The 21,114-nt window shown below is 60.1% G+C and carries 21 protein-coding genes; 10 read left to right on the forward strand and 11 right to left on the reverse strand.

From position 1 onward, the window contains the following. Positions 1-107 precede the first annotated feature (107 nt). The 6 genes from DKY63_RS20235 (at position 108) to DKY63_RS20260 (ending at position 8,138) form a co-directional block, all read left to right on the forward strand. Positions 108-2,390 (forward strand): ABC transporter permease subunit, encoded by a 2,283-nt coding sequence (locus DKY63_RS20235; RefSeq protein WP_110965707.1) that lies wholly within the window; start codon positions 108-110, stop codon positions 2,388-2,390. Positions 2,391-2,405: 15 nt separating this feature from the next. Further along, the gene (gene pstA / locus DKY63_RS20240; RefSeq protein ID WP_110965708.1) at positions 2,406-4,076 is read left to right on the forward strand and encodes a phosphate ABC transporter permease PstA; all 1,671 of its coding nucleotides are present in this window, start codon (positions 2,406-2,408) and stop codon (positions 4,074-4,076) included. 155 nt (positions 4,077-4,231) lie between these two features. Continuing rightward, positions 4,232-5,065, forward strand: coding sequence for a phosphate ABC transporter ATP-binding protein PstB (pstB, locus tag DKY63_RS20245; RefSeq protein ID WP_110965709.1), 834 nt, complete (start codon positions 4,232-4,234; stop codon positions 5,063-5,065). A gap of 111 nt (positions 5,066-5,176) precedes the next feature. Then, complete coding sequence (gene phoU / locus DKY63_RS20250; RefSeq protein WP_095194608.1) at positions 5,177-5,938, forward strand: phosphate signaling complex protein PhoU; 762 nt, start codon at positions 5,177-5,179, stop codon at positions 5,936-5,938. A 168-nt stretch (positions 5,939-6,106) separates the two neighbouring features. Then, positions 6,107-7,033: a response regulator gene (locus DKY63_RS20255; RefSeq protein WP_110965710.1), complete on the forward strand. Its 927-nt coding sequence runs from the start codon at positions 6,107-6,109 to the stop codon at positions 7,031-7,033. Between the two features lie 208 nt (positions 7,034-7,241). Beyond that, positions 7,242-8,138, forward strand: a complete 897-nt coding sequence (locus DKY63_RS20260) for a peptidoglycan DD-metalloendopeptidase family protein (protein ID WP_110965711.1) — start codon at positions 7,242-7,244, stop codon at positions 8,136-8,138. Positions 8,139-8,234: 96 nt separating this feature from the next. Here DKY63_RS20260 and DKY63_RS20265 read toward each other — a convergent pair whose 3' ends face one another. From DKY63_RS20265 to phoB, 3 genes are all read right to left on the reverse strand, one after another. After that, positions 8,235-9,575, reverse strand: a complete 1,341-nt coding sequence (locus tag DKY63_RS20265; protein WP_110965712.1) for a hemolysin family protein — start codon at positions 9,573-9,575, stop codon at positions 8,235-8,237. 124 nt (positions 9,576-9,699) lie between these two features. Then, the gene (gene phoR / locus DKY63_RS20270; protein WP_239499415.1) at positions 9,700-10,986 is read right to left on the reverse strand and encodes a phosphate regulon sensor histidine kinase PhoR; all 1,287 of its coding nucleotides are present in this window, start codon (positions 10,984-10,986) and stop codon (positions 9,700-9,702) included. Between the two features lie 81 nt (positions 10,987-11,067). Continuing rightward, positions 11,068-11,757 carry a phosphate regulon transcriptional regulator PhoB gene (gene phoB, locus DKY63_RS20275; RefSeq protein ID WP_034149326.1) on the reverse strand — a complete coding sequence of 230 codons (690 nt, stop codon included), beginning with the start codon at positions 11,755-11,757 and terminating at the stop codon, positions 11,068-11,070. 152 nt (positions 11,758-11,909) lie between these two features. Between phoB and DKY63_RS20280 the strand changes: the two genes are divergently transcribed. Next, positions 11,910-12,296 (forward strand): COG4315 family predicted lipoprotein, encoded by a 387-nt coding sequence (locus DKY63_RS20280; RefSeq protein WP_110965714.1) that lies wholly within the window; start codon positions 11,910-11,912, stop codon positions 12,294-12,296. Positions 12,297-12,386: 90 nt separating this feature from the next. Here DKY63_RS20280 and ubiA read toward each other — a convergent pair whose 3' ends face one another. Then, entirely contained in the window at positions 12,387-13,277 is an 891-nt protein-coding gene (gene ubiA, locus DKY63_RS20285) for a 4-hydroxybenzoate octaprenyltransferase (RefSeq protein ID WP_110965715.1), read from the reverse strand. Next, positions 13,277-13,783, reverse strand: a complete 507-nt coding sequence (locus tag DKY63_RS20290) for a chorismate lyase (RefSeq protein ID WP_204354249.1) — start codon at positions 13,781-13,783, stop codon at positions 13,277-13,279. The genes ubiA and DKY63_RS20290 overlap by 1 nt, the downstream gene beginning before the upstream one ends. Positions 13,784-14,040: 257 nt before the next feature. Here DKY63_RS20290 and DKY63_RS20295 point away from each other — a divergent pair, with 257 nt between their 5' ends. The 3 genes from DKY63_RS20295 to DKY63_RS20305 all read left to right on the forward strand — a co-directional run bounded on the left by DKY63_RS20295 (position 14,041) and on the right by DKY63_RS20305 (position 15,849). Beyond that, the gene (locus DKY63_RS20295; protein ID WP_007954349.1) at positions 14,041-14,208 is read left to right on the forward strand and encodes a rubredoxin; all 168 of its coding nucleotides are present in this window, start codon (positions 14,041-14,043) and stop codon (positions 14,206-14,208) included. A 22-nt stretch (positions 14,209-14,230) separates the two neighbouring features. Continuing rightward, complete coding sequence (locus DKY63_RS20300) at positions 14,231-15,379, forward strand: NAD(P)/FAD-dependent oxidoreductase (RefSeq protein WP_110965717.1); 1,149 nt, start codon at positions 14,231-14,233, stop codon at positions 15,377-15,379. Positions 15,380-15,573: 194 nt separating this feature from the next. Continuing rightward, positions 15,574-15,849 carry an HU family DNA-binding protein gene (locus DKY63_RS20305; RefSeq protein ID WP_003213368.1) on the forward strand — a complete coding sequence of 92 codons (276 nt, stop codon included), beginning with the start codon at positions 15,574-15,576 and terminating at the stop codon, positions 15,847-15,849. A 104-nt stretch (positions 15,850-15,953) separates the two neighbouring features. On the opposite strand, the gene DKY63_RS20310 is transcribed toward DKY63_RS20305, so the two are convergent. The 6 genes from DKY63_RS20310 to DKY63_RS20335 all read right to left on the reverse strand — a co-directional run bounded on the left by DKY63_RS20310 (position 15,954) and on the right by DKY63_RS20335 (position 21,086). Further along, positions 15,954-16,340: a hypothetical protein gene (locus DKY63_RS20310; RefSeq protein WP_110965718.1), complete on the reverse strand. Its 387-nt coding sequence runs from the start codon at positions 16,338-16,340 to the stop codon at positions 15,954-15,956. Then, positions 16,337-17,746 (reverse strand): PAAR domain-containing protein, encoded by a 1,410-nt coding sequence (locus DKY63_RS20315; RefSeq protein WP_110965719.1) that lies wholly within the window; start codon positions 17,744-17,746, stop codon positions 16,337-16,339. Before DKY63_RS20315 ends, DKY63_RS20310 begins: the two co-directional genes overlap by 4 nt. Before the next feature lie 290 nt (positions 17,747-18,036). After that, positions 18,037-19,998, reverse strand: coding sequence for a DUF4105 domain-containing protein (locus DKY63_RS20320; RefSeq protein ID WP_110965720.1), 1,962 nt, complete (start codon positions 19,996-19,998; stop codon positions 18,037-18,039). Next, positions 19,995-20,315, reverse strand: coding sequence for a DUF2388 domain-containing protein (locus DKY63_RS20325; protein ID WP_110965721.1), 321 nt, complete (start codon positions 20,313-20,315; stop codon positions 19,995-19,997). Before DKY63_RS20325 ends, DKY63_RS20320 begins: the two co-directional genes overlap by 4 nt. A 28-nt stretch (positions 20,316-20,343) precedes the next feature. Beyond that, positions 20,344-20,661: a DUF2388 domain-containing protein gene (locus DKY63_RS20330; RefSeq protein WP_110965722.1), complete on the reverse strand. Its 318-nt coding sequence runs from the start codon at positions 20,659-20,661 to the stop codon at positions 20,344-20,346. A 104-nt stretch (positions 20,662-20,765) separates the two neighbouring features. Then, positions 20,766-21,086, reverse strand: a complete 321-nt coding sequence (locus DKY63_RS20335) for a DUF2388 domain-containing protein (RefSeq protein WP_110965723.1) — start codon at positions 21,084-21,086, stop codon at positions 20,766-20,768. Between the last annotated feature and the right edge of the window lie 28 nt (positions 21,087-21,114).

Raw genomic sequence — 21,114 nt, forward strand, 5'->3', positions numbered from 1 at the left:
CTCCATTCACTTCCCAATTCCTATCCACTGCTGGTTACGCCAGCGGCGGATTAGTTGCGTCTCAGCACTGTCATCTTTCTGTCATACAGGATCGCTAGGGTGTGCGAATGAATGATCTGGCCAATTCCAACATGACTACAAATCCCCCCAAGCGAATTGATTTCAATACGCCTGAGCTACAACGCAAGCGTCGCATTCGCGCGCTCAAAGATCGCCTGACCCGCTGGTACGTCCTTGTGGGCGGCCTCGCTGTTCTGGGTGCGATTACCCTGATTTTCTTCTTCCTTGCCTACGTCGTCGCGCCTCTGTTCCAGGGTGCCAGCCTGACGTCCAAGGACGCCATCTCGCCTGCCTGGATGCAAGATGCCGGCAAGCCGCTGATGATCTCCCTGGAAGAACAGAACCAGGTGGCCATGCGGGTTTCCGACAAGGGCCAGGCACTGTTTTTCGACATCGACAGTGGCGCTGAACTCAAGCGCGTCGATCTGCCTGTTCCAGCCGGGACTACCGTAACTTCCATCGGCGAAGACCAGCCAGGTCACCCATTGGTTGCAGTAGGTCTGTCCAACGGCCAGGCCCTGGTGTTCCGTCACACTTATAAAGTCAGCTATCCGGACGGCAAGAAGACCATCACACCGGCCGTCGAGTATCCATACGGCGAAGCGCCTATCGCGGTGAACGAAGCCGGCGGTGCGCTGGAGCATGTCAGCCTCAACGCTACCGACTCGACCCTGATGCTGGTCGGTGCCACCGGTTCGCAACTCAATGTTCTGTCGCTCACCAGCGAAGAAAACATGATGACCGGCGAAGTCACCAACGAGCAGAAGCGCATCGACCTGCCGCAAATGACTGAAGCGGTGAAGAACATCTTCGTCGACCCGCGCCAGCAGTGGCTGTACGTGGTCAACGGTCGTGCCCAGGCCGACGTGTTCAACCTGCGCGACAAGAGCCTCAATGGCCGCTACAAACTGCTGGAAGACGCTGACGCCCAAGTCACCGCCAGCACTCAGCTGGTCGGCGGTATTTCGCTGATCGTCGGCGATTCCAAGGGTGGCCTGGCCCAGTGGTTCATGGCTCGTGATCACGATGGCGAGCAACGCCTGAAGCAGATCCGCACCTTCCAGATGGGCACGACGCCGATCGTGGAAATCACCGCTGAAGAGCGCCGCAAGGGCTTCGTTGCTCTGGATGCATCGGGCAAGCTCGGCGTGTTCCACAGCACCGCGCATCGCACCTTGCTGGTCGACCAGGTGGTCGAAGGCCAGGGCCTGTTCGGTCTGTCGCCACGGGCCAACCGCGTGATCGTGGAAGCCGGCGGCAAGATCCATCCGTTGCTGCTGGACAACCCGCACCCGGAAGTGTCGTGGAGCGCGCTGTGGAGCAAGGTCTGGTACGAGAACTACGACGAACCTAAGTACGTCTGGCAATCGACCGCCGCCAACACCGACTTCGAACCCAAGCTGAGCCTGTCGCCGCTGACCTTCGGTACCCTGAAAGCCGCGTTCTACGCCATGCTGCTGGCCGCGCCTCTGGCCGTCGCCGCTGCAATCTACACCGCGTACTTCATGGCACCGGGCATGCGCCGCAAGGTCAAGCCGGTGATCGAGCTGATGGAAGCGATGCCGACGGTGATCCTCGGTTTCTTCGCCGGTCTGTTCCTTGCGCCATATGTGGAAGGACGCCTGCCGGGCATCTTCAGTCTGTTGATGCTGCTGCCGATCGGCATTCTGGTCGCCGGCTTCACCTTCAGCCGCCTGCCTGAGTCGGTTCGCCTGAAAGTCCCTGATGGCTGGGAAAGTGCCCTGCTGATTCCGGTGATCCTGTTCGTGGGCTGGCTCTCGCTGTACATGAGCCCGTACCTGGAGAACTGGTTCTTCGGTGGCGACATGCGTCTGTGGATCTCCCACGACCTGGGCATCACCTACGACCAGCGCAACGCACTGGTGGTCGGTCTGGCCATGGGCTTCGCGGTGATCCCGAACATCTACTCCATCGCCGAAGACGCCGTGTTCAGCGTGCCTCGCGGCCTGACCCTCGGTTCCCTGGCCCTCGGCGCCACGCCGTGGCAGACCATGACCCGCGTGGTGATCCTCACCGCCAGCCCGGGCATTTTCTCGGCGCTGATGATCGGCATGGGTCGTGCGGTCGGTGAAACCATGATCGTGCTGATGGCCACCGGTAACACCCCGGTCATGGAGATGAACCTGTTCGAAGGCCTGCGCACCCTGGCCGCCAACGTCGCGGTGGAAATGCCCGAGTCGGAAGTCGGCGGCAGCCACTACCGCGTGCTGTTCCTCTCGGCGCTGGTGCTGCTGTTGTTCACCTTCGTCATGAACACCCTCGCGGAACTGATTCGTCAGCGTCTGCGCAAGAAATACTCGTCGCTTTAAGAAAGGTAGAAGTCTGTGAAACAGAACTCCTTGAAAGGATGGTTCAAGAGCGGCGCCCCAGGCGTCTGGATCAGCGGTGGCGCGGTGTCCATTGCGGTCATCATGACCATTGGCCTGCTGGCGGTGATCGCCGTGCGCGGTCTGGGTCACTTCTGGCCGGCGGATCTGATCCACGCCAGCTACGACGTACCGGGCCAGGCCAATCACCTGGTCATCGGTGAAGTGGTGCAGAAGGAAGAAGTCCCGCGCGCTCGCCTGAAGAGTGCTGGCTTGCCAGTTCCGGACGAAGGTCCGGAGTTCATGACCCGCGAGCTGATCAAGGTCGGCAACCGTGACCTGAACGGCAACGACTTCACCTGGATCGTGGGCGAGTGGCTGACCAATCAGAAAACGCCGGTGGAGCTGATGGCCATCGAACGTCGCGAGTGGGGCAACTTCTACGGTTACCTGGTCAACGTCAAACAGGATGGCAAAGTCATCGCTGAAGGCGAGGCGGCATGGCCTGAGCTGCAAGCGCGGATCAACCGCGTGAACCAGCTGGCCGCGCAACTCAAGACCCTGGAAAAAACCGACATCGGCGCGATCAACGCCGGTCTCGAGCGCATCCGCCTGCACGGCCGCAAACTGGAACTGGAAGGCAAGCTCGACCCGGCCGCGCAAGCGGACATGGATGCCGAGCGCGCCGAGCTCAATGCCCGTTATCAGGACGTGGAAGCGCGCCTGAGCGACCTGCATGCACAGTTCAACCGCGACAGCCTGACCGCCCGTGATGCCAACGGCAAGGAAGTCGAAATCGGCCTGGGCAAAGTGGTTCACGCCTATCAGCCGAACGCCATGGGCACCTTTACCAAGGTCGGTTTCTACTTCAACAAGGTCTGGGAATTCCTGAGCGACGACCCGCGTGAAGCGAATACCGAAGGCGGTATTTTCCCGGCGATCTTCGGCACCGTGATGATGACCCTGATCATGGCGATGATCGTGACCCCGTTCGGCGTGCTGGCGGCGGTGTACCTGCGTGAATACGCCAAGCAGAACGCGCTGACCCGGGTGATCCGCATCGCGGTGAACAACCTGGCGGGTGTACCGGCCATCGTTTACGGCGTGTTCGGCCTGGGCTTCTTCGTCTACGTGCTGGGTGGCTCGCTTGACCGGCTGTTCTTCCCCGAAGCCTTGCCGGCACCGACCTTCGGTACGCCGGGCCTGCTGTGGGCTTCGTTGACCCTGGCGCTGCTGGCGGTGCCGGTGGTGATCGTGGCCACTGAAGAAGGTCTGGCGCGGATTCCTCGCACCGTGCGTGAAGGTTCGTTGGCACTGGGCGCCACCAAGGCGGAAACCTTGTGGAAGATCGTGCTGCCAATGGCCAGCCCGGCCATGATGACCGGCATGATCCTCGCCGTGGCCCGTGCCGCGGGCGAAGTGGCGCCGCTGATGCTGGTGGGTGTAGTGAAGCTGGCGCCGTCGCTGCCGGTGGATGGCAACTACCCGTACCTGCACCTGGACCAGAAGATCATGCACCTGGGCTTCCACATTTATGACGTCGGCTTCCAGAGCCCGAACGTAGAAGCCGCGCGGCCGCTGGTGTACGCCACGGCGCTGCTGCTGGTGCTGGTGATCGCGACCTTGAACCTGTCGGCCGTTTATATCCGTAACCACCTGCGCGAGAAGTACAAGGCGCTGGATAGCTGATACCGCCGCCGCTCCCTGTAGGAGCACAGCTTGCTGGCGATGGCGATTTCAAGGACGCCATCGCGGGCAAGCCTTGCTCCCACAAGAGCGGTGCCACCGCAGGCCTTGATGCCCGCGGCCAATTGAACCGAATTTGTTAGCACAGGGAGCCTCCCATGCAGCACGAAGCACATACCCACGGCATCAACATGTCGGCCCTGGGTCGCGACAAACAGAGCCTGAGCCTCGAGCAGGAAACCGTAGCCATCGAAGTGCCGGGCCTGAGCCTGTTCTACGGCGAGAAACAAGCGCTGTACGACGTCAGCATGAACATTCCGAAACAGCGCGTGACTGCCTTCATCGGCCCGTCCGGCTGCGGCAAGTCGACCCTGCTGCGTACCTTCAACCGCATGAACGACCTGGTCGATGGCTGCCGTGTTGAAGGCGAAATCAACCTGTACGGCAACAACATCTACCGCAAGGGCGAAGACGTGGCCGAGCTGCGCCGTCGCGTCGGCATGGTGTTCCAGAAGCCGAACCCGTTCCCGAAAACCATTTACGAGAACGTGGTTTACGGCCTGCGCATCCAGGGCATCAACAAAAAGCGCGTGCTCGACGAAGCCGTTGAGTGGGCGTTGAAAGGCGCGGCCCTGTGGGATGAGGTCAAGGATCGCCTGCACGATTCGGCACTGGGCCTGTCCGGTGGTCAGCAGCAGCGTCTGGTGATTGCTCGCACCATCGCCGTTGAGCCGGAAGTGTTGCTGCTCGACGAACCGTGCTCGGCACTCGACCCGATCTCCACGCTGAAAGTCGAAGAGCTGATCTACGAACTGAAATCCAAGTTCACCATCGTCATCGTGACCCACAACATGCAGCAGGCCGCGCGGGTTTCCGACTACACGGCGTTCATGTACATGGGCAAACTGGTGGAATTCGGCGATACCGACACGCTGTTCACCAACCCGGCGAAGAAGCAGACCGAAGACTACATCACCGGTCGTTACGGCTAGCAGCAGCTACACGCCGCAAGCTTCACGCGGCAAGTATTGGCGGTTCGGGTTCGACACACATCAGCTTGCAGCTTGTAGCTTGCAGCTCACAGCTTTTGCGGAGCAGACAACATGATTTCTAAGGAAGGCCTTACACACCACATCTCCCAGCAGTTCAACGCCGAGCTCGAGGAGGTGCGTAGTCACCTGCTGGCCATGGGCGGGCTGGTCGAGAAGCAGGTCAATGACGCGGTCACCGCGCTGATCGAAGCCGACTCCGGTCTGGCGCAGCAGGTGCGTGAGATCGACGACCAGATCAACCAGATGGAACGCAACATCGACGAAGAGTGCCTGCGCATCCTGGCCCGTCGTCAACCGGCGGCGTCGGACTTGCGTCTGATCATCAGCATCTCCAAATCGGTGATCGACCTGGAGCGCATCGGTGACGAAGCGACCAAGATCGCCCGTCGCGCCATTCAGTTGTGCGAAGAAGGCGAAGCGCCACGCGGTTACGTCGAGGTGCGTCACATCGGCGACCAAGTGCGCAACATGGTGCGCGATGCCCTGGACGCGTTCGCCCGTTTCGACGCCGACCTGGCGTTGTCGGTGGCGCAGTACGACAAGATCATCGACCGCGAATACAAGACCGCCCTGCGCGAGCTGGCAACCTACATGATGGAAGACCCACGCTCTATCTCGCGGGTCTTGAGCATCATCTGGGTGCTGCGTTCGCTGGAGCGTATCGGCGACCACGCGCGCAACATTTCCGAGCTGGTGATTTACCTGGTGCGCGGTACCGACGTGCGTCACCTGGGCCTCAAGCGCATGAAAGAAGAAGTTGAAGGAACAAGCGGCGAAACCGCTAATGTTCCGGGCAAAGCTGACGATAAGTAAGGTTGCCCCTGGACGCGCCCGGCCCTATGGCCGGGCGTTTTCATTTGTGGCTCTCGAATTCGAAAAGCAGCACCCGCGAACGAAAAGTCCCGGCGTGACTGAAGGTTTTTTGGCAAAGTGCTATCAGTAAAGCGGTATGCTGGCCGGGATTTTTTAAAGGGGTGTTGGATGAGTAAGGTCAGTGTATTGGTCGTGGACGACGCCTCGTTCATTCGTGACCTGGTGAAAAAATGCCTGCGCAATTATTTTCCGGGCATGCGCATCGAAGATGCGGTCAACGGCAGAAAGGCTCAGGCCCTGCTGGCTCGGGAAGCGTTCGACCTGGTGCTGTGCGATTGGGAAATGCCGGAAATGTCGGGTCTGGAACTGCTGACCTGGTGCCGTGAGCAGGAAAGCCTCAAAGGCATGCCTTTCGTCATGGTGACCAGTCGTGGCGACAAGGAGAACGTGGTTCAGGCGATCCAGGCGGGTGTGTCTGGCTACGTCAGCAAGCCGTTCACCAACGAGCAACTGATCACCAAGGTCAAGCAGGCGCTGCACAAGGTCGGCAAGCTCGATGCCTTGATCAACACCGCCAGCACCAAAACCGTCTCGGCGTACGCCAATGATTCGCTGAATGCGTTGACCGGTGGCAAGGCGCCCGTGGCGACGCCGACTGTCGCTGCCCCCGCAGCGCCTGCGGCCGCGGCCCCATCGCGCGGTGGCTTGCTCAACAGCCCGCCGGTCAAGGCGCCTGTCGCCGCTGCGGCAGCCGGGGGAGGGCGTGGTCAAGGGCAACTGCGCTTGCCGAACGGCATCCAGCAATGCGTGATCAAGGCCTTGAGCCTCAAGGAGGCGTTGCTGGTGGTCAAGCGTGCCGAGAGCCTGCCGCAAGTGCTCGACAGCGCGGTGCTTGACCTGGAGCAGGGCGAGAGTGCTGAGACGGCACGTCTGAACGGTTATCTGCATGCGATCGTCGCCCATGAGCAGAAGCCTGACAGCGAATGGCTGCAGCTGACCTTCCGCTTTGTCGATCAGGATGCGCAGAAGCTTGATTACATTTCGCGATTGATTGCGCGGGGTACTGCGCAGAAGCACTTCATTCCAGGAGCGTGATTTTCGTCGCCTGTTGGTCCGTCATCGCGAGCAGGCTCGCTCCCACAGTTGAAATGCATTCCAATGTGGGAGCGAGCCTGCTCGCGAAGGGGCCATTACATACACCACACATCACTCTGACCCACCCCTCCTGAAACATCTGCCGACTACGCCGGTCAATTCCGACTGCTAGGCTCACTCCCAGGCCTTACTCGACAGACTTCTGCCCATGCTCGCGCGCCTGTTTTTTCTCTGTGGTCTTATCGTGGCCTCCACCCCGACTGTGGCCATGACGATCTACACCTCAAAAGACGCCAATGGCGTGGTCTCCTACAGTGATCGTCCCACCAAGGGCGCGAAGGTCTTCGTTTTTCGCGATCAGATGGTCGAACACCTGGAGCGTCAGGTTTACCTCGATATCAAGAAGCTCAAGGGCATGGACAGCGTGTTCGTGCGCAATGACCTGTATGCGCCGGTAGAAATCGAGTTGAGTTTCGCCGGCCTGAACAATGTCAGCGGCGGGCCGAGTCGACCGATTCGCAGGGTGATGCCGGCACGCAGCAGCATTCGCCTGGCGCTGCTCAAGGCGACGCGGCCCGGGAAGCCGCTGACATACACCCCAAGCTTCCAGTACTTCCTAGGGGACCCGTCAGGGGCTGCCATGGCCTATCAATACCCGTTCCCCTGGCGTGGCGGACCCTTTCGCCTGAGTCAGGGCGCCAACGGCCAATACAGCCACTACGGGCCGAAGAACCGCTACGCCATGGACATCGCCATGCCCGAAGGCACGCCGATCATCGCCGCAAGGGGCGGGGTGGTGGTGAAAACCGAAAACGGCCAGACCGGGCGCGGCTCCGACCCCTCAGGCAATTTCGTGCGGGTGCTGCACGATGACGGCACCATGGGTGTGTACCTGCACCTGAAAAAAGGTTCGGTGTGCGTTCGCGAGGGGCAGCGGGTGGCGGTGGGCAGTGCTTTGGCGCTGTCCGGCAATACCGGCAACAGCAGCGGGCCGCATCTGCACTTCGTGGTGCAGCGCAATACGGGGATGGGGTTGGTGTCGATACCGTACCGGTTCAAACAGCCGGTGGGGGCGTTGCCCAACTTTGCGTTGGGCAAGCCGTAGGAGCAAAGTTTGCTCGCGATAGCGGTGTGTCAGTTACTCCAATATCGGATGTTCCGCCATCATCGCGAGCAAGCTTTGCTCCTACAGGTAGTGCAATTAATCCAGCATCAACACCTTGGCCAGAATGATCTTCGGTCCTTTCATCTTCTTGATGATGATCCGCAAACCCTCGACTTCCAGCACCTCTTCTTCTTCCGGCACCCGCTTGAGGCTCTCGTAGACCAGCCCGGCGAGTGTTTCGGCTTCGACGTGATCCAGGTCGATTCCCAGCAGGCGCTCGACCTTGAACAGCGGTGTGTCGCCACGTACCAGCAACTTGCCCGGCTGGTAGGCGAGGATGCCGCGCTCGGCCTTGCGGTGTTCGTCCTGAATGTCGCCCACCAGCACTTCCAGCACGTCTTCCATGGTCAGGTAGCCGATGATGTTGCCGTCGGCCTCTTCAACCACGGCAAAGTGCGAGCCACCCTTGCGAAATTGTTCCAGCAGTTGCGACAGCGGCATGTGCCGGGATACACGCTCCAGCGGACGGGTCAGTTCAGCCAGGTTGAACGACTCGGGAATGTGGTCCAGGGCCGCCAGTTCCAGCAGCAGGTCCTTGATGTGCAGCAGGCCCACGAACTCCTGGCGCTCGCTGTCGTACACCGGATAACGGCTGAACTTGTGGCGACGGAACATCGCCAGGATTTCCTTGAGCGGTGCGTTGAACTCCAGGGTCACCAGGTCTTCGCGGGAGTTGGCCCAGTCGACCACTTCCAGCTCGCCCATTTCCACCGCCGAGGCCAATACGCGCATGCCCTGGTCGCTCGGGTCCTGACCCCGGCTGGAGTGCAGGATCAGCTTCAGTTCTTCGCGGCTGTAATGGTGCTCGTGGTGCGGGCCAGGTTCGCCTTGCCCTGCGATACGCAGGATCTGGTTGGCGCTGGCGTTGAGCAGGTAGATGGCCGGGTACATGGCCCAGTAGAACAGGTACAGCGGAACGGCCGTCCACAACGACAGCAACTCCGGTTTGCGGATGGCCCAGGATTTCGGCGCCAGTTCGCCGACCACGATGTGCAGGTACGAAATGATGAAGAACGCGGTGAAGAACGAAACCGCCTTGACCACCTCCGCCGATTGCACGCCGACCATTTCCAGCACCGGACCGAGCAGGTGCGCGAAGGCCGGCTCACCGACCCAACCCAGGCCCAGGGAGGCGAGGGTGATACCCAACTGGCACGCCGACAGGTAGGCATCGAGCTGACTGTGTACGGTGCGCAGGATGTGCCCGCGCCAGCCGTGCTGTTCAGCGATGGCCTCGACACGGGTCGAGCGCAACTTGACCATGGCAAATTCCGCCGCAACGAAAAATCCGTTGAGCAAAACCAGGATCAGAGCAAAAAGAATCATGCCGAAGTCGGCGAATATTGTTGCGAGGGTCAAGCCAGGGGAAGGGTCCATGATGGAGTTTTGCGGGTTCCGTGTATTCGAATGGAAAGAAAAAAGTGCGCCTGAAAAGGCAGGCGCAAGTCAGCCAATGTAGCGGCTGACTTGGCGATTGCCTAGTGGGCAGTGCTGGCCGGTATCAGTCGGCGGTGCTGATTACCCGGGTTTTGCTGACCTGGGCGGGGGCGAAATGGCAGGTAAAGGTACTGCCGTGGCCGGGCACGCTGCTGATCTCCATGCGTGCGCGATGGCGCAGCAGCACATGTTTGACGATTGCCAGGCCGAGTCCGGTGCCGCCGGTGTTGGAGTTGCGGCTGGAGTCGACGCGGTAGAAGCGTTCAGTCAGGCGTGGCAAGTGCTTGGCGTCGATGCCGATTCCGGAATCCTGCACGCTCAGGTGCGCACCTTGCTCGTCACCCCACCAGCGAATGCGGATATTGCCTTCGGCCTGGGTGTATTTCACCGCGTTGAACACCAGGTTGGAAAAGGCGCTGCGCAGTTCCGCTTCGCTGCCCTTGAGCAGAATGGTCGGATCGGCTTCGAGGGTAATGCGCTGGTTTTTCTGCCCCGACAACTGCTGTGCATCGCTCTTGATCGATTGCAGCAGACCGTCGATGGCCACCGGTTGGTTGTCCGAGGGGTAATCGGTGGCTTCAAGCTTGGCCAGCAACAGCAAGTCGTTGAGCAGGGTCTGCATGCGTCCGCCCTGTTGCTGCATTTGCTGCAGGGCGCGGGTCCAGCGCGGGTTCACTTCCTCGACGTTGTCGAGCAGGGTTTCCAGGTAGCCGCAAATCACCGTCAGCGGCGTGCGCAGCTCATGGGAAACGTTGGCGATGAAGTCTTTGCGCATTTGCTCGAGCTGATGGATGCGCGTGACATCGCGCACCAGCATCAGGTGCTCGTTGTTGCCGTAGCGGGTGATGTACAGCTGGATGCGCATCCGATCGTTGGTCGGCGAAGGGATTTCCAGCGGTTCGGCGTAGTTGTCCTGCTCGAAGTATTCCTTGAAGCGCGGATGGCGCACCAGGTTGGTCACCGGTTGGCCGCTGTCCTGGGGCGTCTTGAGGCCCAGCAGGGTTTCGGCGGCGCGGTTCCACCATTCCAGGTTGCCGTCGGTGTCGAGCATGACGACTGCGTCTTTCAAGGCCGCGGTGGACTCCTGAACCCGGTCGATCACCGCTTGCAGGCGCCCGCGTACTCGTTGGTCACGACGTTGCAGGTGGTAGATGCTGTCGAACACCTCGCCCCACAGGCCGTAGCCATCGGGTGGTGCTTCATCGGGTTTGTGCAGGCGCAGCCATTCGTGAAGACGTAGCAGCTGTTTGAGGGTCCAGGCCAGGTAAATACCCAGCCCGGCAGCGAGGCTCCAGCCGTAGTAGCCGGTGATCAAGCCGATCACCAGGCAAGCGGTGACCAGTAGCAGCATGTGGCGAATCAGGGTGCCATGCCAGTTTTGGTTCACTTTAACGCGCTTCCTTGTCTACTTCTGAAGCGGGAGAGGTCCGGGTCAGGCTTTTGTAGAAAAGCGGTAACCGGTGCCGCGCACGGTTTGTACCAGATTTTCGTAGGCATCGCCGAGGGCTTTGCGCAGGCGACGGATGTGTACGTCGACGGTGCGCTCCTCGACATACACGTTGCCGCCCCAGACCTGATCCAGCAACTGGCCACGGGTGTAGGCGCGTTCCTGGTGGGTCATGAAAAATTGCAGCAGACGGTATTCGGTCGGCCCCATTTCCGCGGGCTTGCCATCGATGGTCACGCGGTGGCCGATCGGGTCCAGCAGCAGGCCGCCGACTTCGATCGGCGCTTCGCCATCGGTCGGGCCAGCGCGGCGCAGTACGGCCTTCAGGCGCGCAACCAGTTCGCGAGGGGAAAAGGGTTTGGTGATGTAATCGTCGGCACCGACTTCCAGGCCCTGGATCTTGTTGTCCTCTTCGCCCTTGGCGGTGAGCATGATGATCGGGATATCCCCGGTCAGCTCATCGCGCTTGAGGCGGCGGGCCAGCTCGATACCGGAGGTGCCGGGCAGCATCCAGTCGAGCAGGATCAGGTCCGGCTTGCGGTCAACGATAATGGCGTGGGCCTGCTGGGAGTTCTCGGCCTCCAGGCAGTCATAGCCGGCCATTTCCAATGCAACGGCGATCATTTCGCGAATAGGCGCTTCGTCGTCGACGATCAGAATGCTCCTGCCAACCATGCCTTAACCCTCTTGTCATTTAACTGTCTTGCGCCGCATTAGATAACGGAATTATTGCAGTCGTGTGACAGTATTTTAGCCGCCCGGCGATTGTCACGAACCTGAACTAAGCTCTAAGTCCGAATCCTGACAACCACAAAAGGAAGGTTTCCATGAAGCACGTTGCTCAATCCTGGAAGGCTCTGCTGGTCACTGCTGCGCTAACGCTGCCGACACTGGCTTTCGCCGCTGAGCCGGCGATGATGAAAGACGGGATGATGGTCGATCACAAGGGCATGACCCTTTACACGTTCGACAAGGACTCCGGTGGCAAGTCGATGTGCAATGACGAGTGCGCCAAGAACTGGCCGCCAATGATGGCCCCGGCGGGCGCCAAGGCCGAAGGCAAGTGGACCGTCATCAAGCGTGACGATGGGCATATGCAATACGCCTACGACGGCAAGCCGCTGTACACCTTCATCAAGGACAAGGCGCCTGGCGACATGACGGGCGACAAGATGAAGGACGTCTGGCACGTCGTTCACGAGTCGCAGAAGTAACGACAGCGCTTATCTGCAGGAGCAAAGCTTGCTCGCGATAGCGCCTTCAAAATCGCCATCGCGGGCAAGCCTTGCTCCTGCAAAAGCGATCTAGCGCAACGCGTAATCCAGCACGATCCCGACAAAAATCGCCAAGCCCGCCCAGTGGTTGTGCAAAAACGCCTTGAAACAGCGCATCCGGTCCTTGCCCCGGGTGTACCAGAACTCCCAGGCAAAGCATCCCGCCGCCACGGCCAGGCCCAGGTGGAACCAGCCGCCCAGCTCGAATTTCGAACCGGCCAACAGCAGGCAACCCAGCGCCAGGCTTTGCAGGGTCAGGATGATCACCCGGTCCGCCTCGCCAAACAGAATCGCCGTGGATTTCACGCCAATCTTCAAGTCGTCGTCACGATCGGTCATCGCGTAATAGGTGTCGTAGCCCACCGTCCACATCAGGTTGGCGATCCATAGCAGCCACGCCGCTGCGGGCAGTTCACCCGTTTCGGCGGTGAATGCCATCGGCATCCCCCAGGAAAACGCCGCGCCCAGCACCACCTGCGGGTAGTAGGTGTAGCGCTTCATGAACGGATAAGTGCACGCCAGCGCCAGGCCGCCGAACGACAACCAGATGGTTGCCGCGTTGGTGCACAGCACCAGCAGGAAACTCAGGCCCATCAACAAGGCGAAGAACACCAGCGCTTCTTTGGAACTGATCTTGCCGCTCGGCAGCGGCCGTTGCTCGGTGCGCTTCACATGACCGTCAACCTTGCGGTCTGCCCAATCGTTGATCACGCAGCCGCCGGCGCGGGTCAGCACCACACCGAGGACGAAGATCACGATATTGGCCAGCGACGGCGAGCCCTTGCCGGCAATCCACAGCGCCCATAGCGTCGGCCACAGCAGCAGGTAAATGCCGATCGGCTTGTCCATGCGCGTCAGTTGAATGAAGTCCCAGGCCCGAGGGTTCACGCGATTCAGGGACTTGAGCAGGCTCTGGTACATCAGCAGTTCTCCGCTTGGGCGCGGGCGGCGCTCCACAGGGTCGGCAGGAAGATTTCGGCCACCAGCACGCTCAGCGTCCCGCGATCGAAGCGCGAGCGGCGACCCCACAGTTCAGGCGCGCTGACTTCGTTGGGCAGCCATGCTTGAGGATAGTGGCAAACCTCGATGGCGCGGCGCTGGAAGGCGTGATCGCAAAACAGCAGTTCGCCCAGTGAGCGGCTGCCCAGCTCGTCCATATGCAAGCCGTCGCCCTGCAACGCGCTGCGTGCGGCAACGCTGCGGGCGAACACCCAGGCCTCGCCATGCCCGCGCAAATACACTTCGCGCACCCAGCCTTCGCTGCCTTCGGCCAGGTCCAGGGCGAGACATTCATCGTCGCGCAGGGTTTGCCAGCCTTCGAACAGCGGCGTGACGCTGAAGCCGTCATTCGACAGGCGGGTCAGGCGTCGGGTCAGCGATCCTTCGTCGAACAGCCAGTCGAGGGTAAACGGGTCGGGGAGGGGCATCAGCAGGCTTTGAGGGAGCCAGGGCGGGGCCGAACGGGGGGAGTTTGAGTGCGGCACAGTGAGTCATTATTGGCAGCAAATGAGGCGGCGAGCTTAACATGTCAGCTTATAAATTTGAGTGATCCGGCAGCCGGTTGCGCCGAACAGGCTTGCATCCGGCTGCCCCCATCAGTACAAAACGCCCTGAGCCGGACGGCAGCGCTTCAATCATCGACCGTTCGCGCCGGCACAAGCCTGAACCCTGAGGAAGTACCTGAATGAAAAAGTGGCAATGTGTGGTCTGCGGCCTGATCTACAACGAGGCCGACGGCTGGCCGGATGACGGCATTGCGCCGGGCACCCTGTGGCAAGACGTGCCAGAAGACTGGCTGTGCCCGGATTGCGGCGTCGGCAAAATGGATTTCGAAATGATCGAAATCAACTAAGACTTTGACAAAGGAGTAGGGAATGAACGCACCTGTCGTAATCGTCGGCACCGGCCTGGCGGGCTATAACCTGGCCCGGGAGTTTCGCAAACTCGATGGTGAAACCCCGCTGCTGTTGATTACCGCCGATGACGGGCGCTCCTACTCCAAGCCGATGCTGTCCACCGGTTTCGGTAAAAACAAAGACGCCGATGGATTGAGCATGGCCGAGCCCGGCGCAATGGCCGAGCAATTGAAGGCCGAAGTGCGGACCCACACCCGCATCAGCGGCATCGACCCGGGCCACAAACGTCTGTGGATTGGTGAAGAAGCGGTGCATTACCGTGACTTGATCCTGGCCTGGGGCGCGGAAACCGTGCGGGTGCCCATCGAAGGTGACGCTGCAGATTGCGTATTCCCGATCAATGACCTGGAAGATTACGCGCGCTTTCGTGCGGCGGCGGACGGCAAGCGCCGTGTGTTGTTGCTCGGCGCGGGACTGATTGGCTGCGAATTCGCCAACGACCTGAGCCTGGGCGGCTATGAGGTGCAACTGGTTGCACCGTGCGAGCAGGTCATGCCGACCCTGCTGCACCCGGCGGCGGCCGCTGCGGTGCAGGCAGGCCTGGAAAGCCTTGGTGCTCGCTTTCATCTCGGGCCGGTGCTCAACCGCCTGCAACGAGTCGCCGGTGGCCTGGAAGCTCACCTTTCCGACGGCCAGATCATTGCCTGTGACGTGGTGGTTTCCGCCATTGGCCTGCGTCCGCGCATCGACTTGGCTGCGGCGGCGGGTTTGCAGGTCAATCGCGGCGTAATGGTCAATCGTCACCTGCAAACTTCCCACGCCAACATCTACGCCCTGGGCGACTGCGCCGAGGTCGATGGGCTGAATCTGCTGTACGTCATGCCTTTGATGAGCTGCGCCCGGGCGCTGGCGCAGACCCTCGCCGGCAACCCGACTGCGGTCAACTACGGCCCAATGCCAATCACCGTGAAAACCCCGGTGTGCCCGTTGGTGGTGTCCCCACCGCCACGGGGGTTGGAGGGCAGTTGGACGGTGGAAGGGCAAGGCACCGATATCAAGGCGCTGTGTCGCGATGCCAGCGGCAAACTGCTTGGTTATGCCCTTACGGGGGCTGCGGTGATGGAAAAACTGGCCCTGAACAAGGAGCTTCCGGCACTGCTGGCGTAAATACCGGTCGTTCTGTCGGAATCACCCTCAAGTTGACCCGATAAAGGCCTGATCGATACTGGCGCGGCTCTTCGGTGCGTGCCATCCTCACTCCCGTCTGCCGCAGAGTAGAGCACCTGCGGCGCTTTGGGCGCTGCTCCGCAGAGAGCAGCACGGACATAACAACAAAAAACCGTCAAAGGGGCTTCACTAACATGCGTAAACCAGAACTCGCCGCCGCTATTGCTGAAAAAGCAGACCTAACCAAAGAGCAGGCCAACCGCGTCCTCAACGCCGTTCTCGAAGAAATCACCGGCGCCCTGCACCGTAAAGACAGCGTGACGCTGGTAGGTTTCGGCACCTTCCTGCAACGCCACCGCGGTGCCCGCACCGGCAAAAACCCGCAAACCGGTGAACCCGTAAAGATCAAGGCCAGCAACACCGTTGCATTCAAGCCAGGTAAATCGTTGAAAGACAGCGTCAATCCGTAATCTGTTTCCCGACCCTGCATGGCGGGGGAGCGGAATGAAAAATGGGCACGCCAACGTGGTTGGGTGCCCATTTTTTGTGACTTAAAACTGCACTTGAACAGCTGTCAGACAACTCCTGACGCCGCAATCAAACCAAGTACTACCGAGCCAGTGAGTAGCGTCAGCAAACTCCATTGCAGCATTACAAGTTTGCGTCTGAGGTCATTGGGGAATTCGTCGATATCTTCAGCACTGACGAGGCCGCGTTTCATAAATAAGCGGGGAAACGTAACGACACTGGATACTGAGTAAACCAGCCGAACTTTACCTCTAAGCCCTTTATCGATGCGCGCCGGTAGAGTTATGAGTGAAGAGCTGTTTTTGAAGTGATCCGATAGGACATCTCCCTTGGTGTATCCCAAGTACAGTGCAATCCCAAAAACAATCAGTGCTCCGCCAACAATTGTCAGCCCAACGATTACGAACAGTGCATCTGCAAAGCTGATATTCATTGGGTCGCCTCAAAAATCCTCTCGCCGATCATTTCACCTGCAATCCCCCCAAGAGCGCTTGAACCATATGAGCCTGCACCCGCAACAAGAATGCCGCAGGCCAACATCCCCAATCCGCCTGTTGGAACACTCAATCCCACACAAATTACTCCGACAGTCGTGGTTGAGAGAGCCGCACCCGCAATACCACCAACTACAACTCCTCCAGTAAAACTGCCCGCCTCAGTAAACCTAACTCGCTCACACGCCTCGGTGTTTCCCGCAGTGCATACCTCCTGAATCTTCAACGCAGACGCTCCTCCACCAATCGCCGTCCCCAACCAACCCCCGTACTTAACGTACTTAGAAGCCTTCGCCACCCCCTCAAGATGAGTCGCATGCCCCGGTATCTGCCCCGTCGGACTGGCCTCGGTCCACAGGTGCACCAGGCTTTGACTGGAAATCCCCAACTTCTTTTTCAAGTTGACATGGTCAGGCATCCCGATGCTCTTGCGGGTCAGTTTCGTCAAATGGGTATTGAGTTGCGCCAGCAGGCGTTGGCGTTCTGCGAAAAACTTCGGCGAGCGCAGGTTTCCATCTCTTTGCAGCGTTTTTTGCTGCAACTCTTCGAGATCCTTGATGGCCTGGCCAACGTTATCCAGATTGTTTTTGAAGATGCTCGCGCCGACACCGATTGCGTTCGAGCCATAACCGAGGAATGCCTGGAGCGTGTCGCGGTGTTGCGCCAGAAAGTCCGCCTCTTGTGCACTGAGCGTTTCGATAATCCGGTTGGTCTTCGCCGCCACATCCATGAGCAAGACTTCTTGCCGGGTGCATTGGTAATTGTTCGGATCACTGAGCACGATCATCGAGCCGGCTTTCACATCCCCCAAGTTGGGATTGAGCAACTTGAATTTGCCCATCACCGCCGGATCACGAAGGGTGAACAGACTGGATTCCAGTTGTTCGCGGGTCGTGCTCTTGGGAACGATGTAGAAGCCGGGCTCCGCCGCCGGCGTGTCGTTGGCGCGCTCGGGTAGCGGATTGTTTCGCCGAGTCACGACGCCCGATGGATACGAGGCTACGAATTCACTCGGTGATGGGGCTGGCTGAGCTCCAGTCAGAGCGGCTCGCAGTGAAGTGGCGCGGCGGGACTCATATTTGTGCTGGGTAAACGAATGGATCAGCTCGGCTGTACAGGGGCAGCTGCTGACGCTGTCCAGCGTGCCCGCAACCAATCGTCCATGACTGTTGATGAATGAAATGCCGCCCTCAATGTGGTAGGTCTTGCCGTCCTTGCCGCAGGTGACCGGATCCCCTGCGCGAGCATGGGCGATGCCAAACATCGAGACCCGTGTATCGGCGTCCATCACCTCGCCACCGCAGGTGGTCTTGTCGCCCTTGCGAATGAAATAGCCTTTATCCATTGATTGCGTTCCTTGTCTATTACGTTGCGAGACACCCACTCGGGATCAAGTAGGCGTCACGCAAGGTACGGCGGCAAAGACACAATTCAAGGCAATTGGGGTAAGTTCAGACGTTTCCTACGCGCACCTCAGAAAGAGAGAAGAGAACCTGTGAGATTTTTGCTTCAGGTGGTGTGCTGCGAGTCATGGCGTGCCAAAAGAGAAACCCTTGATGAGTGGTGCACACTCATCAAGGGTTTCCGTTTCGCGATTCAGCGGGTTTACCTTCCGCGCTCATTTGAGCGTTGATATCAAGGTAACTCCAACCCCCCCGAAGCCTTGTGCAGTTTGCGCAGATGCTCGCCAATCTGTTTCACGTTCTCCTCATTGGCCGCCATCTCCGCCGCTCGCTCCGGTTCCAGCAGCGCCCGTACTTCCTTATCCAGATCGCCGCTCAACCGCAGCAACTGTTTCTGACGCTCGCTGCTTTCCGATTCCAGGCGCTGCCATTCATTCGGTTGCGGCAGGCCATAGCCGCCGCTGCCGAGCAGTTCGGCCGGGCGGCTGAGGAAGCCGCTGTTGTCGAGGATTTCTCGCAGGGTCTGGTTGGCCCTGTCCATGCCGCCGTTTTTCAGCTCTCGGGCACCCAGGTAGCGTTGCTTCACTTCATCCTGAGCCAGCAATAGTTGCCGGCGGAAGCTGGCTTGTTCGAGCAGTAGCAGGGCGGCGCTGGCGCGCAAATCCGCCTGTTCGAACCATTGGCGGCGCTCCTGGGCTTTCAGGTCCAGCCAGTCTTCGACCTTGTCCTGTTTGATCGGCAGGCGTTTTTTCAATACCTCGAACATGGCCTGATAGCGGTCGCGGAAGGAGTCGAAGCGATAGCCCAGGCGCAGTGCTTCCTTGGGATCGTCCAGCACGCTGGTATCGGCCAATCCCCGACCCTTGAGCACTTCGAGCAGGCCGTTGGGCATGATGTTGTCCAGGGCGACCAGTTTTGAATTGCCAGTGCCGACGCGCAGCAGTTTCAGCTCCTCGACCGCGCAATTGTTGGAGAGGAAGAAGTAGTTGCCGTCGTAACTCCAGTGCATCTCGGCGGCGCGTTCCACCATGTTTTCGATTTCATCGCGCGACAGGTTCAACGGCACTGAGGCCAGGCTGCGCAGTTCGGTCTTGGTGTATTCATCGATCACCTGGGCCAGCGGCAGCACGAACAGACGGGAAGGGTATTTGCCCACCAGCCCATCCCAACTCGACAGCTGCACGTCGCCGACGAAGGCGCGGTAGGACAGCACCAGATGCTGGTCCAGGTCGAGCCGACAATCAGGGCCGCGTGGGCGTCCCGGTTTGCAGATCACCAGCCGCAACATGCTGTGCCCCCAGCGGCTGACCCAGTTCTGATTGGCCTCGGCCAGCAGATAGTCGACGGCGTACACGCGCTCCGGGTCGACCTGACCCAGCGGCGTCTTGGCGAAGTCGTTGCCGGCATTGAGGAAGGCGAAGGTTTTGCTGCAGGCGTCCTTTGCAGCGGGTGCCCAGCCGAAATGTTCCTTGTAGTAGCGGTACAGCGCTGGACGGCGGCAGGCGTAACTCGGATCGAGGAGGAAGTACTCCATGTTCACCGCGACGAATTCCTTGGGGCTGCTCGTCTCGTAGATGTCCGGGCTGCGCGCGATCTGGCGGTTGTGCTGTTCGCGCTCGCCGCGACGGCCGACATATTGCTGCCAGCCGGCGAGGTCGAGCAGGCGCGGGTCGTCGCTGAGGGTAAAGCGGCGGCCGGGCTGGCTACGGCATTCGTCGGGAATGCCGACCAGTCCCGAGCTGTTGTCCAGGCGGGTGCAGCGTTGGATCAACGTGCGTTCCGCCTTGGACCACAGGCGTGATCGATCGTAGATGTGGGTCAGCTCGTGCAGGACCGTGGCGAGCATTTCCCGGCGCACGGTGCCGTGCGGGCGATAGGTTTTTTTGCTGGCGGCGGTGCCATCCGTGAGGCTGGCCAGCAGTTTGCGGTTCAGATCGAGTTCCGACACCAGCGACGCCTGCCCGTAGGCATTGACGGGCATGTTATCGGTCCAGCCGACGTCGATGCGCCGGTCGAGCCGTTCGATGAAGCTGGGCGGCAACGCTTGCATGGCTTCATCGAGCAGCGCTTGGCTGGCTTGCTGTTGGGCGGGAGTCAGGCCGTCAGTCTTGAGATGCAGCTCAAGGCCGGCGTGGGCGCTGCTGCCGATCAGCAACAGCGTCCCGGCCAGCAGCCAGGCGAGTACAGGCCTCACAGTGCGAGGATGGCTTCGGCGAGATCCTGATCACTGGCGTCGCGGGCTTCCGGTACGCGGGTGCGCAACATATCGAGGGCCGCTTCCAGGTGAGCGCCACGGATATCGCCTTGGGTTGCGACAAAGCTGGCAGCGTCGTCCTGGGCGTCACGGACGATCTTCGAGTCGCGGATCGAGGTGGTGGTATCGGAGGTGAAATCGAGCGTGCGTTGGGTGGCACGAATGAGCATGTTACTGGTGGCAACCAAGGTATGGGCCTGGGCCGTACCGGCCAACAACAGCAGGCCGAGGGTGGCGGCAATCAGCGGGCTACGCATGGAAAAACTCCGGAAAAAACAGGGATAACTATTGGACGAGAATTGCTTGTGCCAGTTCAAGGTCGCTGGCATGAAGTTTCGGCTGGGTCTGACGCAGATAACGCAGGGCAGACTCCAGTTGAGCGCCTCTCAGTTGACCGTCGCTGGCGATGTACGCGGCAGCGTCATCACGGGCGGCGAGCAGCATTTTATGGTCGAAGGGCGCGGCGGTCACCATGCTGGTGGCATATCCGCTGACCACAATGCCTTGAGTCGACAGATTGAAGGCGTCATAGGCAAAGGCCGACCCCGAACAGCTGGCTGCAAGCAAGCATGAAGTGATGAGCAGATTTGAAAGAAAACGCATGAGACTCGACGGTTGAACGTGAGTCCCAAGGCTAGCGCAACGCCCGATCCAGAGCCAGCGCCGATGCGGGACACGTGTAGCGTGCCCCGGTTCGGTTCGGTCGCTTAGATCGTCAGGATGGCTTGTGCCAGTTGTGCATCGGTTGCGTTGAGTTGTGGCGCCTGGTGACGGATGTGGTCCAGTGCGCTTTCCAGTTTCACACCACGAATGGCGCCCTCAGTGGCGACGAAGCTGGCGGCATCGTCACGGGCTGCGAGCACGATCTTGTCATCCTTGAACGATGACGAAACCACGTTGGTAGTTGCATCGGATGTGGCCTTGAGCGCATTGACGACGGCGTCGGTGGTCACGATGAAGCTGGTTGCGCTGGCATTGGCTGCCACGGCAAACAGGGCTGCAGCGCTGAGCAGGCGAAGGCTGGACATGGGGTAACTCCTTTGGATCAATCAGTTG

The organism is Pseudomonas putida, from assembly GCF_003228315.1.
Taxonomy (GTDB): domain Bacteria; phylum Pseudomonadota; class Gammaproteobacteria; order Pseudomonadales; family Pseudomonadaceae; genus Aquipseudomonas; species Aquipseudomonas putida_S.

Bases quoted from the DNA above. Each gene is read 5' to 3' on its own strand.
- DKY63_RS20325 (WP_110965721.1), bottom strand. From the start codon at position 20,315: ATGCGTAGCCCGCTGATTGCCGCCACCCTCGGCCTGCTGTTGTTGGCC.
- DKY63_RS20255 (WP_110965710.1), top strand. From the start codon at position 6,107: ATGAGTAAGGTCAGTGTATTGGTCGTGGACGACGCCTCGTTCATTCGT.
- DKY63_RS20260 (WP_110965711.1), top strand. From the start codon at position 7,242: ATGCTCGCGCGCCTGTTTTTTCTCTGTGGTCTTATCGTGGCCTCCACC.
- phoR (WP_239499415.1), bottom strand. From the start codon at position 10,986: ATGCTGCTACTGGTCACCGCTTGCCTGGTGATCGGCTTGATCACCGGC.
- DKY63_RS20310 (WP_110965718.1), bottom strand. From the start codon at position 16,340: ATGAATATCAGCTTTGCAGATGCACTGTTCGTAATCGTTGGGCTGACA.
- ubiA (WP_110965715.1), bottom strand. From the start codon at position 13,277: ATGTACCAGAGCCTGCTCAAGTCCCTGAATCGCGTGAACCCTCGGGCC.
- DKY63_RS20295 (WP_007954349.1), top strand. From the start codon at position 14,041: ATGAAAAAGTGGCAATGTGTGGTCTGCGGCCTGATCTACAACGAGGCC.
- phoU (WP_095194608.1), top strand. From the start codon at position 5,177: ATGATTTCTAAGGAAGGCCTTACACACCACATCTCCCAGCAGTTCAAC.
- DKY63_RS20265 (WP_110965712.1), bottom strand. From the start codon at position 9,575: ATGGACCCTTCCCCTGGCTTGACCCTCGCAACAATATTCGCCGACTTC.
- DKY63_RS20235 (WP_110965707.1), top strand. From the start codon at position 108: ATGAATGATCTGGCCAATTCCAACATGACTACAAATCCCCCCAAGCGA.
- pstB (WP_110965709.1), top strand. From the start codon at position 4,232: ATGCAGCACGAAGCACATACCCACGGCATCAACATGTCGGCCCTGGGT.
- phoB (WP_034149326.1), bottom strand. From the start codon at position 11,757: ATGGTTGGCAGGAGCATTCTGATCGTCGACGACGAAGCGCCTATTCGC.
- DKY63_RS20330 (WP_110965722.1), bottom strand. From the start codon at position 20,661: ATGCGTTTTCTTTCAAATCTGCTCATCACTTCATGCTTGCTTGCAGCC.
- DKY63_RS20315 (WP_110965719.1), bottom strand. From the start codon at position 17,746: ATGGATAAAGGCTATTTCATTCGCAAGGGCGACAAGACCACCTGCGGT.
- DKY63_RS20305 (WP_003213368.1), top strand. From the start codon at position 15,574: ATGCGTAAACCAGAACTCGCCGCCGCTATTGCTGAAAAAGCAGACCTA.
- DKY63_RS20290 (WP_204354249.1), bottom strand. From the start codon at position 13,783: ATGCCCCTCCCCGACCCGTTTACCCTCGACTGGCTGTTCGACGAAGGA.
- DKY63_RS20335 (WP_110965723.1), bottom strand. From the start codon at position 21,086: ATGTCCAGCCTTCGCCTGCTCAGCGCTGCAGCCCTGTTTGCCGTGGCA.
- DKY63_RS20280 (WP_110965714.1), top strand. From the start codon at position 11,910: ATGAAGCACGTTGCTCAATCCTGGAAGGCTCTGCTGGTCACTGCTGCG.
- DKY63_RS20300 (WP_110965717.1), top strand. From the start codon at position 14,231: ATGAACGCACCTGTCGTAATCGTCGGCACCGGCCTGGCGGGCTATAAC.